Annotated in this window: 16 protein-coding genes; 3 read left to right on the forward strand and 13 right to left on the reverse strand. The window is 62.5% G+C overall.

Annotated features, from left to right (window positions below):
* Positions 1-50: 50 nt before the first annotated feature.
* On the reverse strand, positions 51-767 hold the full coding sequence (locus ABQJ48_RS08175; protein WP_367837198.1) for a ribonuclease activity regulator RraA: 717 nt from the start codon (positions 765-767) through the stop codon (positions 51-53).
* A 24-nt stretch (positions 768-791) separates the two neighbouring features.
* The gene (locus ABQJ48_RS08180) at positions 792-1,577 is read right to left on the reverse strand and encodes an SDR family oxidoreductase (RefSeq protein WP_367837200.1); all 786 of its coding nucleotides are present in this window, start codon (positions 1,575-1,577) and stop codon (positions 792-794) included.
* A 123-nt stretch (positions 1,578-1,700) separates the two neighbouring features.
* Between ABQJ48_RS08180 and ABQJ48_RS08185 the strand changes: the two genes are divergently transcribed.
* The 3 genes from ABQJ48_RS08185 to ABQJ48_RS08195 all read left to right on the forward strand — a co-directional run bounded on the left by ABQJ48_RS08185 (position 1,701) and on the right by ABQJ48_RS08195 (position 5,285).
* On the forward strand, positions 1,701-2,579 hold the full coding sequence (locus ABQJ48_RS08185; RefSeq protein ID WP_367837201.1) for a LysR family transcriptional regulator: 879 nt from the start codon (positions 1,701-1,703) through the stop codon (positions 2,577-2,579).
* 621 nt (positions 2,580-3,200) lie between these two features.
* Positions 3,201-4,208: a YVTN family beta-propeller repeat protein gene (locus tag ABQJ48_RS08190; RefSeq protein ID WP_367837202.1), complete on the forward strand. Its 1,008-nt coding sequence runs from the start codon at positions 3,201-3,203 to the stop codon at positions 4,206-4,208.
* 69 nt (positions 4,209-4,277) lie between these two features.
* Positions 4,278-5,285, forward strand: coding sequence for a sterol desaturase family protein (locus ABQJ48_RS08195; protein WP_367837204.1), 1,008 nt, complete (start codon positions 4,278-4,280; stop codon positions 5,283-5,285).
* A gap of 79 nt (positions 5,286-5,364) precedes the next feature.
* On the opposite strand, the gene ABQJ48_RS08200 is transcribed toward ABQJ48_RS08195, so the two are convergent.
* The 11 genes from ABQJ48_RS08200 to ABQJ48_RS08250 form a co-directional block, all read right to left on the reverse strand.
* Complete coding sequence (locus ABQJ48_RS08200; protein ID WP_367837205.1) at positions 5,365-6,864, reverse strand: amidohydrolase family protein; 1,500 nt, start codon at positions 6,862-6,864, stop codon at positions 5,365-5,367.
* A gap of 39 nt (positions 6,865-6,903) precedes the next feature.
* Entirely contained in the window at positions 6,904-7,752 is an 849-nt protein-coding gene (locus ABQJ48_RS08205; protein ID WP_367837206.1) for an ABC transporter permease, read from the reverse strand.
* On the reverse strand, positions 7,745-8,596 hold the full coding sequence (locus ABQJ48_RS08210) for an ABC transporter permease (RefSeq protein WP_367837207.1): 852 nt from the start codon (positions 8,594-8,596) through the stop codon (positions 7,745-7,747). Before ABQJ48_RS08210 ends, ABQJ48_RS08205 begins: the two co-directional genes overlap by 8 nt.
* Positions 8,597-8,602: 6 nt before the next feature.
* A complete protein-coding gene (locus tag ABQJ48_RS08215; protein ID WP_367837209.1) occupies positions 8,603-9,661 on the reverse strand; it encodes an ABC transporter substrate-binding protein in 1,059 nt (352 codons plus the stop codon).
* Between the two features lie 84 nt (positions 9,662-9,745).
* Positions 9,746-10,933 carry an ABC transporter ATP-binding protein gene (locus ABQJ48_RS08220; protein ID WP_367837211.1) on the reverse strand — a complete coding sequence of 396 codons (1,188 nt, stop codon included), beginning with the start codon at positions 10,931-10,933 and terminating at the stop codon, positions 9,746-9,748.
* Entirely contained in the window at positions 10,930-12,288 is a 1,359-nt protein-coding gene (locus tag ABQJ48_RS08225) for an amidohydrolase family protein (protein ID WP_367837212.1), read from the reverse strand. Before ABQJ48_RS08225 ends, ABQJ48_RS08220 begins: the two co-directional genes overlap by 4 nt.
* A gap of 22 nt (positions 12,289-12,310) precedes the next feature.
* Positions 12,311-13,099 (reverse strand): amino acid ABC transporter ATP-binding protein, encoded by a 789-nt coding sequence (locus ABQJ48_RS08230; protein ID WP_367837214.1) that lies wholly within the window; start codon positions 13,097-13,099, stop codon positions 12,311-12,313.
* Positions 13,100-13,166: 67 nt separating this feature from the next.
* Positions 13,167-13,814: an amino acid ABC transporter permease gene (locus tag ABQJ48_RS08235; RefSeq protein WP_154565351.1), complete on the reverse strand. Its 648-nt coding sequence runs from the start codon at positions 13,812-13,814 to the stop codon at positions 13,167-13,169.
* A gap of 13 nt (positions 13,815-13,827) precedes the next feature.
* On the reverse strand, positions 13,828-14,685 hold the full coding sequence (locus ABQJ48_RS08240; protein ID WP_367837215.1) for a transporter substrate-binding domain-containing protein: 858 nt from the start codon (positions 14,683-14,685) through the stop codon (positions 13,828-13,830).
* A 109-nt stretch (positions 14,686-14,794) separates the two neighbouring features.
* On the reverse strand, positions 14,795-16,285 hold the full coding sequence (gene hydA, locus ABQJ48_RS08245) for a dihydropyrimidinase (protein ID WP_367837216.1): 1,491 nt from the start codon (positions 16,283-16,285) through the stop codon (positions 14,795-14,797).
* Entirely contained in the window at positions 16,282-17,010 is a 729-nt protein-coding gene (locus tag ABQJ48_RS08250) for a maleate cis-trans isomerase family protein (protein ID WP_367837217.1), read from the reverse strand. Before ABQJ48_RS08250 ends, hydA begins: the two co-directional genes overlap by 4 nt.
* Between the last annotated feature and the right edge of the window lie 288 nt (positions 17,011-17,298).

Here is a 17,298-nt window from a genome sequence, read left to right on the forward strand (position 1 = left end):
TCAATTTTTATGGAGCTGTGGCGCTGTGGATAGCGGCGTCACAGTCCTTTTCATTGCGCGGTTTCGGCTTCATAACGCGCTTTGGTCTCGGCGTTCGGCGGATAGAGTCCGGGCAGAGGAGCACCGTTTTTCACTTGCCGCACAGCCCATTCGTCAAAGCGCTCTTTGCGCACGGCGAGTTCAACCACTTCGTCGAGCAACGCGGCGGGGATCAGGACGGCGCCATCAGCATCGGCGACGACGACATCGTTCGGAAACACGGCGACTGCGCCGCATGCAATCGGCTCTTGCCAGTTGACAAAGGTCAGCGCCGCGACGGAGGCGGGCGCAGCAGTGCCGCGACACCAGACCGGCAGGCCGGTGTCGATCACGCCCACCAGGTCGCGAACGACGCCGTCCGTGATAAGTGCGCTGACACCGCGTTTTTGCATCCGCGCGCACAGAACGTCGCCGAAAATCCCTGCGTCCGTGACGCCCATGGCATCCACGACGGCGATGCAACCCGCGGGCATGGCTTCGATTGCGGTGCGCGTCGAAACAGGCGAAGCCCACGCGGCCGGCGTGGCGAGATCTTCCCGTGCCGGGACGAAGCGCAGCGTAAAAGCGCGCCCGGCCTGACGCGTCTGATTGCCCGCAAGCGGTGCTGGCCCACGCATCCAGACGTTGCGAAGCCCTTTTTCCAGCAGGACCGTCGACACGGTAGCCGTGCTAATGCCGGCGAGCGTGCGCGCGATGTCGGGGTGCAGTGGAAGTGTCTCGGTGGTCATAAGCAAGATTCCTTGAACTAGCCCTCAAACGCTGGTTATCAGCCCGCCGTCAATGCGAACCACCGAGCCGGTGACATAGGCCGCCTGCACGCTCGCGAGGAAGGTGACTACAGCCGCGTACTCTTTCGGATCACCGTAGCGCCCGACTGGAATCGAGGCCACGCTTTCGCTGCTGACCTCGGCGACGCTGCGGCCTTCACGCTTTGCTTTCTGCTCGTCGAGGAAGGTGATGCGCGGCGTGGCGATGCGGCCTGGCAGGACGATGTTGGCCGTGATGCCGTCGCGGCCAACTTCGCGCGCGAGTGTCTTCGACCAGCCCACGAGGGACATCCGCAACGCATTCGAGATGCCGAGCCCCGGGATCGGGGAGACGACGCCGGACGACGTGCTGGTGATCACCCGTCCCCATTTACGCGCGCGCATGCCTGGCAACACCCGGTCCGTGATGGCGATGACCGATAAAACCATCGACTCGAAGCTCTTTGTCCACAGCTCGACAGACTGTCCGGCAGCGGGCGTCGGCGGAGGACCACCGGTGTTGTTGATCAGGATGTCGACGCCACCAAACGCGTCTTCGATTGCCTGCATGCGGCGCTCTACTACGCTGAGGTCCGACAGATCCCACTGGAGCGGCAGTGCGGCAGCGCCGGTCGCACGCATATCCGTCACGGTTTTGACCATCGCATCTTCGTCGATATCGGCAACGACGACTTTCGCGCCCTCGGCGGCGAGCGTTCGCGCAATCCCGCCGCCCAATCCGCCTGCCGCGCCAAACACTAGTGCTGTCTTTCCTGCAATTCCCAAATCCACGTTTCAAACTCCATAAGTGTGTGCCGTTTCCGGACCGACAGCGAGCGGACGCGCTAGTATAGGTACCCTGAACTTCGGTACCTAACGCATAAATTTCTGTCTAAGCATAGAAAAGATCAATATATGATTCGCTATCTCCGAACCTTCGTCGTCGCTGCGGAAACCGGATCCTTTTCAGCGGCGGGCAATCGCCTGGGGCTGACTCAATCCGCAGTGAGCACGCAGATCCGGCGACTCGAAGACGAGTTGGGCTACCCGTTGTTCACCCGCACCGGCAGGTCCGTCACGCTGAGTGACGAAGGGGCAGACGTACTCGAGCAGGCAGCGCGCATTCTCGAATCGTTCGAAGGATTGAAGCTGCGGAACCAGACCGGCGTGGACAGGGGCGCAATGAGTCTCGGGGTGATCGCCACGGTGCAGAACAGCTTCCTTCCGGCAGCGCTGCTGCGGTTCCGGCGCGAACAGCCCGTGGCGCACCTGAACATCGTCCCCGGCACATCGCTTCAATTGCTCACGTGGGTCGATTCGCACGAACTGGACATGGCCGTCATGATCAAACCTCGGCTAGGCCTGACTTCCGACTTGAAATGGATCCCGCTGATGCAGGAGCGCTATGTCGGTGTGGCACCCGAGGACTGGCCGAGCGATCTGGGCGACCTGTTTCGCGAGCGGCCCTTTATTCGCTATGACCGCCGCTCTCACGGCGGCCACCTCGTTGATCGCTTTCTCAAGGAGCACGGCTTATGGACAACAGACAGCATCGAAGTGGATGAGCCCGCGGTCATTCTGAAGATGGTCAGCCAGGGACTGGGCTGTTCGATCATTCCCGGCGAACTGGTGCCGGTAACCGACACGCCGGGTATCAAGGTTCTACCGTTGCCGGGCCGTGCGCTTGTCCGCGAAGTTGGGGTTCTGATCCGGTTTTCGGCCAGGAACAGGCTGTCAACAACGATGCTCATTGAAAGTCTTGCTGCCGAAGCCCGGAACGCTCGGCGGCGGTAGCGCGGTCTGCGCCATTGCCAGCGCGTCTTGCATCATCCGCCGGGCAGTAATGCGTGTCCGGCCTCAGTCGGCATCGCAGACACCGGTGCTCGAAAGCACAGACAGCTCTTGGAGAGCGGTCGGGCCGATGTGTCGGACCTCGTGTCGAAGAATGAAATCGTGGCCAACTACTAAACGGCTTGACCACGAATCTGCTCGCCCGTCCCGCTTCATAACTGGCGCAACGCGAGTATGCTTACGGCGCCTCTGCGAACGACGCGCAAACAGAACAATCTTCTCCCACGCCAGTTCCGACCGAAGCAGCAACGCTTGATCGAAGCGACGAATCGGATCGCGTGAACGTTGCATTGCGAATGCAGTCGTATCAAACAGACGCGGCACGATCGGGCGGTGCTACGCATCGAGGCGTTGCAGTAGCCTGCAACCGTTGCTGGACACACAGAAAGCCGAACGTGCGGTTGCGTGGTTGCGTGGCAAAATTCCGCATCGGGTCACGCCTGTCGTGTCATCGGTAGCGGCGTTGCAAACGTTGAAGGGTGACGGTATCGACTGCGGTCGAGAAAACCCGGCATCTTTATTACATTCAAGCTCAAAGTAACTTCCTACCGGATTACGATCCCAATGCCATCTTCTTTCGCTTCCATCAAAAGAATCGGAGCGCTCGCCGTGCTGGGCGGCTTTATCGCCGTAGCGAATGGTGCGAATGCCGCTGATAGCGTGATCGTTCTCGATTCCGGTGAATCGCAACTGACGCTGATCGACGAGGCCACGCATAAGGTTATCGGCACGGAGCCGACCGGCAAGGAACCGCACCATCTGATGATCACGCCCGACAGCCGCTCCCTGATCGTTGCTGATTCCGTGTCGAACAACCTGATGTTTGTCGATCCGCATAGCGGCAAGATGCAGCGTACCGTGCATGACATCGAGGACCCGTATCAACTGGGCTTCTCTCCAGATCATAAGTGGTTCGTCACGGCTGCGCTGCGTATGGACCGCGTCGACATCTACCGCTATGACGGCACAAATATGGCGCTGGCCAGGCATATCGAACTGGCGAAGACGCCTAGCCACATGACGTTCGCCTCGGACAACCGCACCGTGTTCGTCACGTTGCAGGATTCCGGCGAACTCGCAGCGATCGATCTGCCGACCCAGAAAGTGCTTTGGAAAATGCACGTAGGCAATGAACCCGCAGGTCTGTGGATGACGCCCGGCGACCGCTACCTGCTCGTCGGCATGACCGGCGAAGACGATGTGACCGTGGTGGATTGGCACAAGCAGCAGGTCGTCAAGAAGATCCACACGGGCCGTGGCGCGCACAACTTTCGCAACCTCGATGACGGTAAGCATGTGGTGGTCTCCAATCGCGTCGAAAGCACCATCAGCATCATCGACTACACCACGCTCACCGATGTCGGCGATATCACGGGCCTGATGCCTGGCCCCGACGACATGGAACTAACTCCCGACAAGCGCTATCTATGGGTGGGGTTCCGTTTTGCGAAGCATGTGGGCATCATCGATCTGACCACCCGCAAGCTGATCGACACGATTGCGGTAGGTCGCTCGCCGCACGGCATCTATTTCTACAACCGCGCGCCGGTCGTGTCGCCCAATCCGGACTAAGCTGGGCGAGTCGTCTCAAACTTGCCATTACACGAGCAGTCGCAGAACCGGCAAAACATGAGGATTCTGATGTTTCATGAAATCGTCGCGCAACTCGACAATATGGTGTCTGCGCTGCAGACGCTGTTATATGTCGACGTCGTGCAGCCGTTCTTCTATCGCGTTGGCTTGATGGGTTACGATGAAGACACCTATGACGCACTGTATTGGGTGATCATCGGCGTGCTGGAAATCGTCGTGACGTATCTCGCGTTACGGCCGCTCGAAGCGCTGCGCCCCGTCGAGCTGTGGCAGGATCGCAAGGCGCTGCGCGCCGACGTGATCTACACATGGATCGTCAAGCTCGGCATCATCAACGTTGCGTTCTTTTTTATGCTGCAGCCGCTATTCGATCACTGGCAGAGTCTGATCGCGATCTACCGCATACCGAACGTCGATATCGACAGTCTCTGGCCGCGCGTGACGGATCAGCCAGTAGTGTCGTTCCTGATCTATCTGGTGGTGCTCGATTTCGCCGGCTACTGGTATCACCGTTGGCAGCATCGTTTCGGGGTGTGGTGGGAACTGCATGCGGTGCATCACAGCCAGCAGCAGATGTCGCTGTGGGCCGATGACCGCAACCATTTTCTCGACGACATCATCCAGGTAGCGTTCTTCGCGGCGATCTCGCTGTTTATCGGCGTGCAGCCGAACCAGTTCGTGGTGCTGGTCGCAGTCAGCAACTTCATGCAAAGCATCCAGCATGTCAATGCACGGCTGCCGTATGGCTGGCTGCTCGAGCGCATCGTTGTCAGCCCGAGCTTTCACCGCCGCCACCATGCGATGGGCTACGGCCATGAAGGCACGGCTTACGGCTGCAATTTTGGCGTGCTATTTCCGTGGTGGGACATGTTGTTCCGCACCGCTTCATGGAACGCCGCCGTTGAGCCGACCGGGATCCGCGATCAACTACCCATGCCGCATGGTGCAGGGCGTTTGTATGGCAACGGATTGATCGCGCAGCAGTGGCACGCGTTCGGCAGAATTGTGAAGCGTTTGCGCGGGCAAGGGCACTACGCGGATGGTGTCGTGGAGTGAGTGAAGCTGGCGCTGCGGGCTTTGTCGTTGCATCGCCCCCGCGGGCATCTGGATTGCCTGGGGGCGGTGTCCGTCGTCATCATCTGGCCAGTTTCGCCGGATGAGGTTGCCAGTCGGCCCGCAGTGCCTGGGCGCGCGCGTAGACCTTCTCCATCTCCGCGCGCAGCGGCGCGACGGATTCATCCGCGAGGTCGAACTCCGCGCCCAGTGCGTCGTAAGCGGCGTTGATCTCCCGCAGCAGCGCGCCTTCATCGACGCGCGTGAGTCGTCCGTTTCGCATGACTGCGTCGCCCGCAACAAACACGCTGTCGATAGCGGCGCCGCGCTCGGCATACACCAGTTGCCGCACCGGATCAGCTAACGGCGTGAAGCTGATCGCGTCGGTCCGGTAAGCGACCAGATCGGCGCGATAACCCGGCTCGATCGCACCGAGTTGGCTGCCGAGTCCGAGCGCTGTCGCGCCGCCAATCGTCCCCGCGTGCAGCGCTTCGGCCGCGGACAACCAGCGCGAATAATCGTCGCCGCGTATTTTCGACACCGCTGCGGCGCTGCCCAGCACGTTGAGCATATTGACGGTGACTGTCGACGCGCAGCCGTCAGAGCCGAGACTCACGTTGACACCCGCATCGAGCAGCGCGCGCACCGGTTGAATGCCCGAGCCGAGCATCAGATTGCTCCACGGATTGTGCTGCACGCTTGCACCCGATCGAGCCAGACAGGCGATCTCCGCATCCGACAACCAGACCGCGTGGATCAGCGACGTGCCCGGCCGCAGAAATTCCTGTTCGGCAAGGCGCATCACCATCGACTTGCCGTAGAACGCTTGCGCCGTGACCACCTGCAAGCGCGTTTCCTGAACGTGGATAATGACCGGCAGATCGTGCGTGTCGGCGAATTTGCGGCATCGCGCGAGAAATTCCGGTGTGCAGCGCTGCGGTGCGGAAGGGGCGATCAGCATGCCCACCCGGTCGTGCTGGGGATGGTGACGCGCCAACTCATTTTCCAGCAGCGCGAAGAACGCATCGGGCGAGGGCCGTGGCTGCGCACGCAGCTGCGCAAGCAGCGCGGGTGGGAAGATGCTGTCCACCTCCGGGAAGTTATCGACGATCGCGCGATCCATCATCGAGAATCCGACGAGCGCGCGAATCCCTGCGTCTTCGTAGGCCTGGAAGATAGCGTCGACCGTGGCGGGGTCAATGGCCTGGCCGAGGCTCACGTCGTCGACGAGCGTGGTCGTGCCGCTGCGCAGCGATTCGAGCGCGCCAATCAACGTTCGCAGATAGACCTGGCGCGGCGTCAGCTTCACGGGATGCGGCGCGCGCACGTAGTGCATCCACAACTCGAGAGGCAGGTTTTCGAGCCGTCCCTTGTGAAAATGCTCGTGCGAATGTTGATGGCCATTGATGAGCCCCGGCACCAGCAGGCAGTCGTCGAGCGGTATGCGCTCGCCGTCGGTCGCGCTGCCGCCAGGCATGATCGCGGCGATGCGCTCGCCTTCGATCACCACGTCGACGCGCCGCTCCTCATAACGCTGTTGGGTGCCCTGTAATGCTCTGACGTTCGAGAGTATCTTGCGCACGGTTTCTGCCTGTTCGAATGACGGTGTTGGCTGCAACGGTTAGCGAAATTGCCGCGACAATCCGGTGAGCCGCTCCATCAGCAGCATGGAAACCAAGGTGGCGACAATCAGTACGCCCGAGGCCGCGGCCGCCCGCACGTCGAGGCTGTCCTCGATGATGTGCCATAGGTGGATGGGCAACACTTCGGAGCGCGCGTCCGAGAGGAATAGCGACAGCGCGACGTTGTCGAACGAATTCATGAACGCGATGAACGCCCCCGACGCAATGCCTGGCGTCAGCGCCGGCAGTACGACACGGCGAAACGTGAACCAGCCGCTCGCGCCGAGGCACGTCGAACTGTCGAGCAGCGCGGGATCCAGTTGCGCATAGCTGGCCGACGTCGTGTACAGCACATACGGTGCGCACAGCGCGATATGTCCGGCGAGCAGACTGTAGAACGAGAGGCCCGCGCTTTCGAGGTTGAACAGGATCAAAATACCCAGACCCAGCGCCAGCGACGGAATGGTCAGCGGCGCCATGAAAAACGAATCGAGCAGCCGCGCGCTGAACGTGCGACGACGCGCGAGCGTCACCGCGGCGGCGACCGCCAGTACCGTTGCGCAGGCGGTTGCAGCGGCAGCCAGCTTCAGACTCAACAGCAGATCGTCGATGATCTCCGGCGAATCGAAGATCAGCGCGCGATACCAGCGCAATGACAGCCCGGGCGGCGGAAACTTCAGCGAGTAGCCCGACGTGAGCGACGTCACCAGCACGATCAGCGTGGGGCCGATCAGCATCAACAGACCGATGCCGCCCATCAGGCCCATCGCCGCGTTGAACGACAGGCGGCCCGGTGCGGTGCGGCGCGCCGGCACGATGGGCGGCATGGCAAGCGTGGATTTAGCCATGGACAAATCCTCTGGTCTTGCGGCCGAAATAGTTGAGCAGCGTCACCACGAGCAGCACGCTCACCAGCAGAATCACGGCAAGCGTTGCAGCAAACGGGTAGTTCTGCGTCTGGATAGCCTGTTGGTAGATGTAGAACGGCATGTACATCAACTGGCCGCCGCCCACCAGTGTCTGTACGACGAACGCGCTGACCGCGCCGGTGAATACCAGCAAGGTGCCGCTGAGCAAACCCGGCATCGCGAGGGGCACCGTGATCTTCCACCAGGTGCGCCAGCTGCTGGCGCCGAGCGCATGCGACGCCTCGGGCACGCGCGTGTCGAGCGAAGTCAGCGTGGTGACGAGCGGCAGCACCATCAACGGCAATTCGATCTGCGCCAGCGAGAGGATCACCGCCAACGGCGTGTACAGGAGCTTGACCGGTTGGCCCGTGTGCCCGAGCGCCATCAGCAGCGCATTGACCAGCCCCTCGTTGCCGAGAATCACGACCCACGCAAACGTGCGCACCACCGAACTGGTGAGGAGCGGCAGCAGGATCAGCACGATCAGCGCACGCCGCCAGCGCGCCGGGCTAACCACGTACAGGTGCGCCACCGGATAGCCGAGCACGATCGTCACCAGCGTGGTCGCCACGCCGAGCCAGAGCGTTTGCCAGAGGATGACCCTGTTGTAGCTGTCGCCGAAAAACACCAGATATTGGCGAATGCCGACGTGCGTCATGGCCGTGTCGTTGTGCAGGCTGATCAGCGCGACGAGCAGGAGCGGGACGCCGACAAACGCTATGAAGAACAGGCCCAGCGGCAGCACGAGCAGCCAGTCGCGCGGTATCCGGCGATTCGCGTTCATGGTGCGTCAGACCTTGACCAGACGGTTGAAACGGTCGATATATTCCGCGCGGCGCGGATTGATGCGTGCCCAGTCGACCTGCACGAACGACGCCATCCCGTTGGCGTTGCGAGCAATCTCGGCGAGCGCTGCGCCGAACGGCACTTTGGCGTTGGTCGGCGCGACGTAGTAGGGCGCACTGGTCATTTGCTGCTGCACTTCGACGCTCAACGCGGTATTGATATACGCGGCCGCAAGATCCGCCGCCCGGGTGTTCTTCACGATGTTCATCGTGCTGCGCACCATGCCCCAGTTGCTGTCGGGGCGCGCGAGCGCCACCGGCACGCCCTTGGCCTTGAGCGACTCCACGTTATTGATGTAGTGGCAGGCAATGTCCACCTGACCTTGCTGGAACAGCGTGCCGAGCGCGCCCGGATTAGCGGCGACGGCCCCGACATTCGGCATCAGGCGCTTGATGTAGTCGAACGCCGGGTCCATGTGATCTTCGTCGCCGCCCAGCTTCTTGGCGAGCGCCACCATCCATGCCGTGCCCAAGGTCGAGTCGAGGCTGACGAGCCCGACGCGGCCCTTGAATTCCGGCTTGAGCAGATCGTTCCACGACTTCGGCGCGGTCTTCACGCGCTCGGTGTTGTACGCGATGCCGTAGACCTGTGCGGACACATACGCGCCCAGACCCTTCGGGTCGATGAAGTGCGCGGGCAGATTCGCGAGATTCGGCACGCGGGCCGCCGGGATGGGTTCGAAAACGCCTTGCGCGATGCCCTGCAGATAGGGACCCTCGTCCATCATGACGACGTCGAACGGCGGGTTGTTGCGCGCGGCCACCAGTTTGGTCAGCGTGTCGACCGCTTGCGATGCGGTGAGCACCGCGCTCACGCCTGCGGCCTTGCGAAACGCCGGCAACAGGATCTTGCGTTGCGACTCTTCCCATGCGCCCGGAAAGGTCGTAGCGGCAACGGATTCGGATGCCGCCATGGCAAGCGGGCTACCGAGCGACAGGCCGACGGCGCCCGCTGCTCCCATCATTTGCAGGAGCTTGCGACGTTGTTGATCGATCAGCGACATAGGACCTCAGATGGATAGTTGAACAGCATGAAGCGGGATAACCAAACGGGCGACAGGTTGGACCATGACGATCTTGCCCCTGCGCTAAACATTGGCGGCACTGGGTTGCGCCGCGTTGAACGTGCGCACCCGCGCACCCGGCTTGAAATCGAGCGCGACGCGCGTGCCCGCGCGCAAGTCGGGACCCTCTGCGCGTGGCACGGAAATCTTCACGGTCTGTCCGGCATCGGTCTGCAGATCGACCACCAGCATCGGACCGATCGGCATGGCCAATTGCACGGTAGCCAGCAGCTGACGCGCGCTGGCGCCGGGCTGTGGCAGCTGCCACGTCCATTGTTCCGGGCGAACGGCCAGCAGGGCCGGCCCGGGCTCGCGCCACGGACCTGGCTGAGGAACGGCCAGCACGGCGCCGTCGGCGAACTGTGCCAGGCGTTGGTCGCCCTGCACGCCCAGGGCGACCGGCAGCAGATTCGCCGTACCGACGAAGGTGGCGACGAAGGGGGTGGCGGGCTGATCGTAGATCGCCACCGCCGAGTCGTATTGTTCCAGCCGCCCGCGATTGAGCACCGCGACCCGGTCGGCCATGCTCATGGCCTCTTCCTGATCGTGCGTCACCATCACGGTCGTGATGTTCAGTTCGCGCTGCAGACGGCGGATTTCGATCTGCATATCGAGCCGCAGGTTTTTGTCCAGCGCCGCAAAAGGCTCGTCGAGCAGCAGGATGCGCGGCTCGACGGCAAGCGTACGGGCCAGTGCCACGCGTTGCTGCTGACCGCCCGACAACTCACGCGGATAGCGTTTCGCAAAGGCTTGCATGCGCACCATCTCGAGCATCTGCATGGCCTTCCGAGCGGCATCCCGACGCGAGACGCCGTTGGCTTCGAGACCATAGGCGACGTTGGCGGCGACCGTCATGTGCGGAAACAGCGCGTAGTTCTGGAAGACAATGCCCACGCCGCGCTGGCGTGGCGCGAGGCCGTCCACGCGTTGGACACCGATATGCACTTCGCCCTCGGACTGCACCTGCAGACCGGCAAGGATGCGCAACAAGGTGCTCTTGCCGCACCCCGATGGGCCGAGCAACGCAACCAGTTCCCCTGCGGCAATTTCAAGCGTGACGTCTTCGATCACCGGCACGGCGGCGAAACGATGCCGGATGCCGCGCATCTGCACGGCGGCACCGGTTTGCGACGTGCGTGCTTGAGAAGCTGCGAGCGGGGCGCCCGCTGCGCCGTGCTTCGACTGCGAGACGACACTGTGCGGGGTGCTCATGCGCTTGCCCTTTTCCATAGTTGCGTGGCGGCATGCTTTCCCGCGGCGATGACGGCGTCGGCGTCGCAACGGGTGGGGGCGCCGCCGTCCACCACGATCTGCCCATCCACGATGACCATCTCGACATCGCGTCCAAGTCCCGTATGTACCAGCGTGCCCAACGGATTGGGATGCGGTGTCAGATGCGCGCGCTGGAAATCGAACACGGCGAGGTCGGCCAGCCAGCCCGTCTTCAGGCGACCGAGTTCGTCGCCGAGGCCCATCGCCTGCGCGCCGTTGTGCGTCGCCATGGTGAGCGCATCGGCGGGCTGCCAGTCCGCCGAGACTTCGCCTAACTGGATGCGCGCAATGGCCAGCGCCCAGCGCATGACCTCCGTCATGTCGGCGTGCATGTTGTCGGTGCCCAGAGCAATGCGCGCGCCGGCGTCGCGCAGACGCGGCGTGGGCGCCATCGTGCCGCCCGTCGCGTTCCCCTTGGGGATGTGCGCCACCGTGATGCCGGCGCGTCCGACGCGCGCAATGTCGTCGTCGTCCAGATACAGACAATGTGCCGCCACGAGCCTTTCGTTGAGCAGCCCGACCTCGTCGAGCAACTGCGCCGGGCTTTTACCGCAACGCTGCTTCACCACGCTGACTTCGGTACGGCTTTGCGCGAGATGTGTCGTCACGCCCAGATCGTGCGAGCGCGCTGCATCGGCAATCAGACGCAGAAAGTCGTCGGAACAGGTGTCGGGCGCGTGCACGGCCAGTTGCACGCCGGTGCGGCCATTGCCCTTGCGATGCCAGCGGTCGGCGAGCGCCAGCGCATCGTTGAGCGTGCGCTCGCCGGTCGCGGCATGGTATTCCCAACGCCCGTCCGCCACGCCGGAAAAATCGACGTCGTGCAGGCGGCCGCATGAATAGACACGCAGGCCCAGCTCGGCCATGGCTTCCATCGTCAGGTCAGCGTGGACGTAGCTGTCGTTGATCAGCGTCGAGCCGAACAGCATCGCTTCGAGCGCGCCCAGACGCGCCAGCGCGATAGCTTCGTCCGGGCGCACGTCATGGCCGTGCGGAATCCCTGGCGTGTAGGCGGGCGCGAAGCCCAGGTCTTCGGCGACGCCACGCACCATCGACAGAATGGCATGGGTATGGACGTTCACGTAGCCGGGTACGATGACGCGTCCGGCAAGCCGGCGCGTGGTGCGCGCGCGAGTCTGCACAGGCAGATCCTGCGCGCGGCCGACAAAGGCGAGACGGTTGCCGCGTATGCCGATGGCCGCATCGTTCAGCAGCGGTCGAGCCGGGTCCATCGTCACGACGGTGGCGCCGTGCAGCAAAAGGTCAAGGTCAAGCTCGATAGGTGGGACAGTCATCAGTCAGGTGGTCCGGTCCGGGTCAGGTGTGCAGGTGCTTCAGGAAACGCCGGGTGCGCTCTTCGCGCGGACGGCCGAAGACGTCGCCGGGCGCACCTTGTTCGACGATGGCGCCGGCATCCATGAAGACAACCCGATGCGCGACGTTGCGCGCAAAGCTCATTTCGTGTGTGACGACCATCATCGTCATGTGGGCCGCGGCGAGCTCGCGCATCACGTCGAGCACTTCGTTGACGAGTTCCGGGTCGAGGGCCGAGGTCGGCTCGTCGAACAGGATCATCTGCGGCTCCATTGCGAGTGCGCGGGCAATTGCCACGCGTTGTTGCTGGCCGCCGGAGAGTTGCGCGGGCCGCTTGCCGACGTGCTGCGCGAGGTGGACTTTTTCCAAGGCAACCTGGGCGCGAGCGCGAGCCGCATCGCGCGAGAGGCCCAAGACACGCTGGGGGCCGGTGGCGACGTTATCCAGCGCACTCAGATGCGCGAACAGGTTGAAGCGCTGAAACACGAAGCCGAAGCGGCTGCGTTGCCGCGCCAGTTCGCCTTCTGGCAGCGCGCGGCCCTGCTCGGACAGCCCGATACGCTGGCCGGCAAGGCGGATCGTGCCGCCGTCCGGTCTCTCCAGAAAGTTGACACAGCGCAGGAGCGTGGTCTTGCCGGAACCCGATGGCCCGATCAGAACCACGGTCTCGCCGTGCCCGACCTCGAGCGAGACGGAGGGCAGGATGACCTTGTCGCCGAAGCGCTTGTGCAGCCCTTGTATGGACAGCAGCGGTGCAGCTCCCCCTTCATGCATGCGCGCGGCGGCGTCCATGGCGGACGCTGCGGGCAGGTCGGAGGCGGTAACGGTGGAAGACATGCGGGGACCCGAGCTCATGAAGTCAGTATTGCGGCAGTCGCCGTTCGAGGTAGCGCGAGAGCCACGCCAGCGCCGAGATCAACGCGTAGTAGTAGAGGGCAATCAGCAGGAAAATCTCGAAAGGCGAAAAATACGTTGCGATGATTTCCTGACCGGCATGCGTGAGTTCGTACACAGAGATCGCAGACAGCAGCGCCGAGCCTTTGATCAGCGAGATCAGTTCGTTGGTGAGCGGCGGCAGGATGCGTCGCCATGCTTGCGGAAAGAGCACGTGCAGAACGATCTGCCCGTGACGCATGCCGATGGATTGCGCGGCTTCAGTCTGGCCGCGATCGACCGACTGCATGCTGGCGCGCACGATCTCGCAGATGAAGCCGCCCGCGTTCAGACTGAGCGCGATGACGCCGGCCCAGTACTCGTTGAAGTTGATGCCGATGACGGGCAGCGCAAAATAGACGAGAAAGATCTGCACGAGTAGCGGTGTGCCGCGCACGAAATCGACATACGCCAGCACGGCAATGCGAACGGCCCTAAAGCGGCTGAGCGCACCGAAACCCAGCGCAAAGCCGAGCACGATACCGATCGCGATGGCCGCGAGGCAAACTTTCAGCGTGGCGAGCAGGCCGACCGCGAGGATCGGCAACGCCATGACGATAATGCTCCAGTCCATGGACGCCACGCTCTCAGGACAGCACCGGAATCGCATCCGGCAAGTTCATGTCGAAACCGAACCACTTCTGCTGTAGCGTATGCAAAGTTCCATCCGTTTTGAACTTGCGCAACTGCTGGTCGACAAAGCCGATCAGCGCGGTGTCATCCGTACGTGCTGCGATGCCCGCCCAATTATCCGCGCCGATGCCCTTGACGATGGCGTATTTGCCCGGCGCATTCTTCAGCACGAGCGCAAGCGTCGGCAATGTGTTGAGCACGCCGTCCACTTTGCCTTCTGCCAGCGCGATATAGGCGGCCGGATGGTCGTCGAAGGTTTTTACTTCCTTGAAACCCGCGCCGCCCGTTGCTTTCAATTGGGCATCGAGTTTCGGCTCGAGTATCTGACCGGGCGAGCCGAGCTTGAGTCCGAGTACCTTGCCGTTCATGCCGGCGATGCCGGTGACGCGCTTCTGATCCGCCGCCCGAATCAGGAGTGCCTGCGAAGCTTCCACGTAAGGCACGGAGAAGTCCACGTGTTTTTCGCGCTCGGCCGTATAGCTCAGGCTGCTCATCACCAGATCGAACTTCTTCGTGTAGAGCGACGGAATCACGCCCGACCAGACCGTGTCGATGAACTGCGCCTTGACGCCGAGATTGCGGCAAAACGCGTTGGCCAGATCGACGTCGTAGCCGATCATCGCGCCGCTCGTGTCGCGATACGTCAGCGGCGGATAGCTCGCTTCGCAGCCGATGCGCAACACGCCGGCCTTCTTGATGTCGTCAAGCGTGAGCCCGGCGGCCATCGCAAAGCGCGGCAGGCCGATCGACACCAGGGCTGCACCCGCGCCAGCACGTTGGAGGAATTGGCGACGCGAAAATCGTTCGGACATCAGGCTCTCCAGAGAAAATCACAATACGTACGTTATAAAAACAGCGTGTAAAACGGCGCGGACGGTGCCGAAAGCACTGCATGTTCCGCGCGAGCCCACCAAGCCGTGCCTACTCGCGATAGACGGCGGGAAAGGCAAAGCGCGGTAGCACCCGGTGCGCGTCAATGCGCGGGTTCATCGGCCGACGAGGTTGCGCCGGTTGCGCACGCAAAGCCGGCAGGAACTCGCCGCGGCCGCGCGCGCCGCCCGGCTGTGCGCCGTCCCACACAACGTCGCCGCGCGACAGCGTCAACGCTGGCCACGCTTTCATCTGCCAACCCTCGTACGGCGTGTAGTCGACGTTGTGGTGCAACGCATCGTTCGTGAGCGTGAAGGCACGATCTGTATCCCAGATCACCAGATCTGCGTCGCCGCCGATTACGATTGAACCCTTGCGCGGATAGAGGCCATACAGTTTCGCGGCATTGGTCGCGGTCAATGCGACGAAGGCGTGAATGTCGATGCGTCCGTTCATCACGCCTTCTGACATCAGCAAGGCCATGCGCGTCTCGAGACCGGGTATGCCGTTGGGCACCTGATCGAAGCGCGGGTTTTCGCCGGCCACCTGCTTGCCGTGCGGACCATCGAAGCGAAACGGCGCATGGTCGGAGGAGAGCACCTGAAACGTACCGTTCAAAAGACCGTCCCAGACGGCTTGGCGGTTGCCTTCGTCGCGCGGCGGCGGACTGCAGATACATTGATAGCCGCGCGGGCCATCTTCGAGCATGTCTTCGGTCAGCAGCAGATAGTGCGGACACGTCTCGGCATAAACGGCGAGACCTTGTCCTTGCGCCCAGCGAATCTGGTCGATCGCTTCGCGGCCGGAGACGTGCACGATCAGCACGGGCGTGTCGACCAGCTGCGCGAGGCTGATGGCGCGATGCGTCGCTTCCCGTTCGACCAGCATCGGGCGGGACAAAGCATGCCCGACCGGTGCAGTGATGCCTTCCTCCAGCAGCGCTTCGGTGAGCCACGCAATGCAATCGGCGTTTTCGGCATGAATCATCACCATGGCGCCGTGGACGCGGGCCAATGCGAGCAGTTCGATGATCTGACGATCGTTCAGCTTGAGCGCGTCATACGTCATGTAGATCTTGAACGACGTATATCCTTCTTCGATCAGTTGCGGCAGTTCCTTTTGGAGCACATGCGGCGTGGGATCGGTGACGATCAGATGGAAGGCGTAGTCGATCACCGCGCGGTCGTCGGCGCGTTGGTGGTACGTATCGATCGCCGCACGCAGTGTTTTACCCTTCTGCTGGCAGGCAAACGGAATCACCGTGGTGGTGCCGCCGCAGGCAGCGGAAACCGTACCGCTCAGGAAGTCGTCGGCCATCACGCTGTCGTCGCCGGTGTCCTGATCCAGGTGGCAGTGGCTATCCACGCCGCCCGGAGTGACGAGGCGGCCGCCTGCCTCGATCTCGCTGGCGCCCCGAGCCAGTCCGCTGCCCAGCGCGACGATGCGCCCGTCGCGTACGCCGATGTCTGCGGTGAAGCGGTCGGCCGCCGTGGCGATATCCGCATTGCGGATCACGAGGTCGAAGACCGCCGCGTCGCTCATGCGACCTCCCGGAACAGGCTGCCCCAGCCGGTGACGCGCCGTGGATCGATGCTGCTGATCCGCAGCGCTTTCCAGACCACCGTCGAGATGGTGTCGTACACCGGAATGCCGAGTTCGGCCTCGAGCTCTTCAGCGAGCGGCGCGCCGCGCAAATTGGTGCAGAAAATCGTAATTGCGTCGGGTTTGCTCCTTGCGACTTCACGCGCCATCTCACGCAACGTGTCCGGACTGACTTGCGAAAACGAGAAATTGTCCTGCTTGTTCAGATGACGTTCACCGACACATTCGAAGCCCGCGCTGCCATACGTTGAGATGACCTTTGCCTGTACGTCGTCGCGATAGGGCGTGACCAGACCGAAGCGACGTACGCCCGTCATGGCGAAAATCTCGTTGAGCGCGAGCACCGAGGTGCACGCCGCAATGCCGGTGCGTTCTGTGATGCTGCGGCACAGACGCTCGTCTGCCTCAAACCCGAGCCAGCCCGACGATGTCCCGTTCCAGCCGATCACGTCGAGCTTCGCGTCGGCGAGCAAGCCCGCGGCGCCGAGAATTTCCTCGTCGTCGAACTGGGCCAGCGCCTGTTCGGACAATGCGATCTGAGTCACCCGGAAGCGGCCGAAATGCGCACTGACGTCGGGTAGGCCCGCGAGCATCGCCGAAGTGACCGGTTCAAGAATGGTGTTGGAAGACGGCGTCAGCATGCCAATCAGAGTGCGCTGCGTCATGATGTCCATATCAGGTAGTTTCTGGCGGGCCGCGCCGGAAAAAGTTGCTTGCTGACTCTGGTAACGCAAACTTTATGCCAACATAAAGCGTGTGGTTTGTACGCAATATGATTTTTGATTGTATGCAATGCTGGAGACGCCTTGCAGACGAAGAGGGCCGCTTCGGGAGTGTCTTCTCTGAAGCGAAAAGCAGGGATGATGGCGGAGGCTATCGACAAGCGCTCGCATGAAGATGGTGCCAAGACGCACCAACATTGAATCATGGGCACCAAATAAGGGTGGCCAACG

Origin of the sequence: Paraburkholderia suaedae (genome assembly GCF_040812055.1) — a bacterium.
Lineage (GTDB): Bacteria > Pseudomonadota > Gammaproteobacteria > Burkholderiales > Burkholderiaceae > Paraburkholderia.

What these genes read in the sequence shown, in the direction of transcription:
- ABQJ48_RS08175 (WP_367837198.1), bottom strand. Translation starts at nt 767, where the DNA reads ATGACCACCGAGACACTTCCACTGCACCCCGACATCGCGCGCACGCTC.
- ABQJ48_RS08185 (WP_367837201.1), top strand. Translation starts at nt 1,701, where the DNA reads ATGATTCGCTATCTCCGAACCTTCGTCGTCGCTGCGGAAACCGGATCC.
- ABQJ48_RS08190 (WP_367837202.1), top strand. Translation starts at nt 3,201, where the DNA reads ATGCCATCTTCTTTCGCTTCCATCAAAAGAATCGGAGCGCTCGCCGTG.
- ABQJ48_RS08195 (WP_367837204.1), top strand. Translation starts at nt 4,278, where the DNA reads ATGTTTCATGAAATCGTCGCGCAACTCGACAATATGGTGTCTGCGCTG.
- ABQJ48_RS08205 (WP_367837206.1), bottom strand. Translation starts at nt 7,752, where the DNA reads ATGGCTAAATCCACGCTTGCCATGCCGCCCATCGTGCCGGCGCGCCGC.
- ABQJ48_RS08210 (WP_367837207.1), bottom strand. Translation starts at nt 8,596, where the DNA reads ATGAACGCGAATCGCCGGATACCGCGCGACTGGCTGCTCGTGCTGCCG.
- ABQJ48_RS08215 (WP_367837209.1), bottom strand. Translation starts at nt 9,661, where the DNA reads ATGTCGCTGATCGATCAACAACGTCGCAAGCTCCTGCAAATGATGGGA.
- ABQJ48_RS08220 (WP_367837211.1), bottom strand. Translation starts at nt 10,933, where the DNA reads ATGAGCACCCCGCACAGTGTCGTCTCGCAGTCGAAGCACGGCGCAGCG.
- ABQJ48_RS08225 (WP_367837212.1), bottom strand. Translation starts at nt 12,288, where the DNA reads ATGACTGTCCCACCTATCGAGCTTGACCTTGACCTTTTGCTGCACGGC.
- ABQJ48_RS08230 (WP_367837214.1), bottom strand. Translation starts at nt 13,099, where the DNA reads ATGGACGCCGCCGCGCGCATGCATGAAGGGGGAGCTGCACCGCTGCTG.
- ABQJ48_RS08235 (WP_154565351.1), bottom strand. Translation starts at nt 13,814, where the DNA reads ATGGACTGGAGCATTATCGTCATGGCGTTGCCGATCCTCGCGGTCGGC.
- ABQJ48_RS08240 (WP_367837215.1), bottom strand. Translation starts at nt 14,685, where the DNA reads ATGTCCGAACGATTTTCGCGTCGCCAATTCCTCCAACGTGCTGGCGCG.
- hydA (WP_367837216.1), bottom strand. Translation starts at nt 16,285, where the DNA reads ATGAGCGACGCGGCGGTCTTCGACCTCGTGATCCGCAATGCGGATATC.
- ABQJ48_RS08250 (WP_367837217.1), bottom strand. Translation starts at nt 17,010, where the DNA reads ATGACGCAGCGCACTCTGATTGGCATGCTGACGCCGTCTTCCAACACC.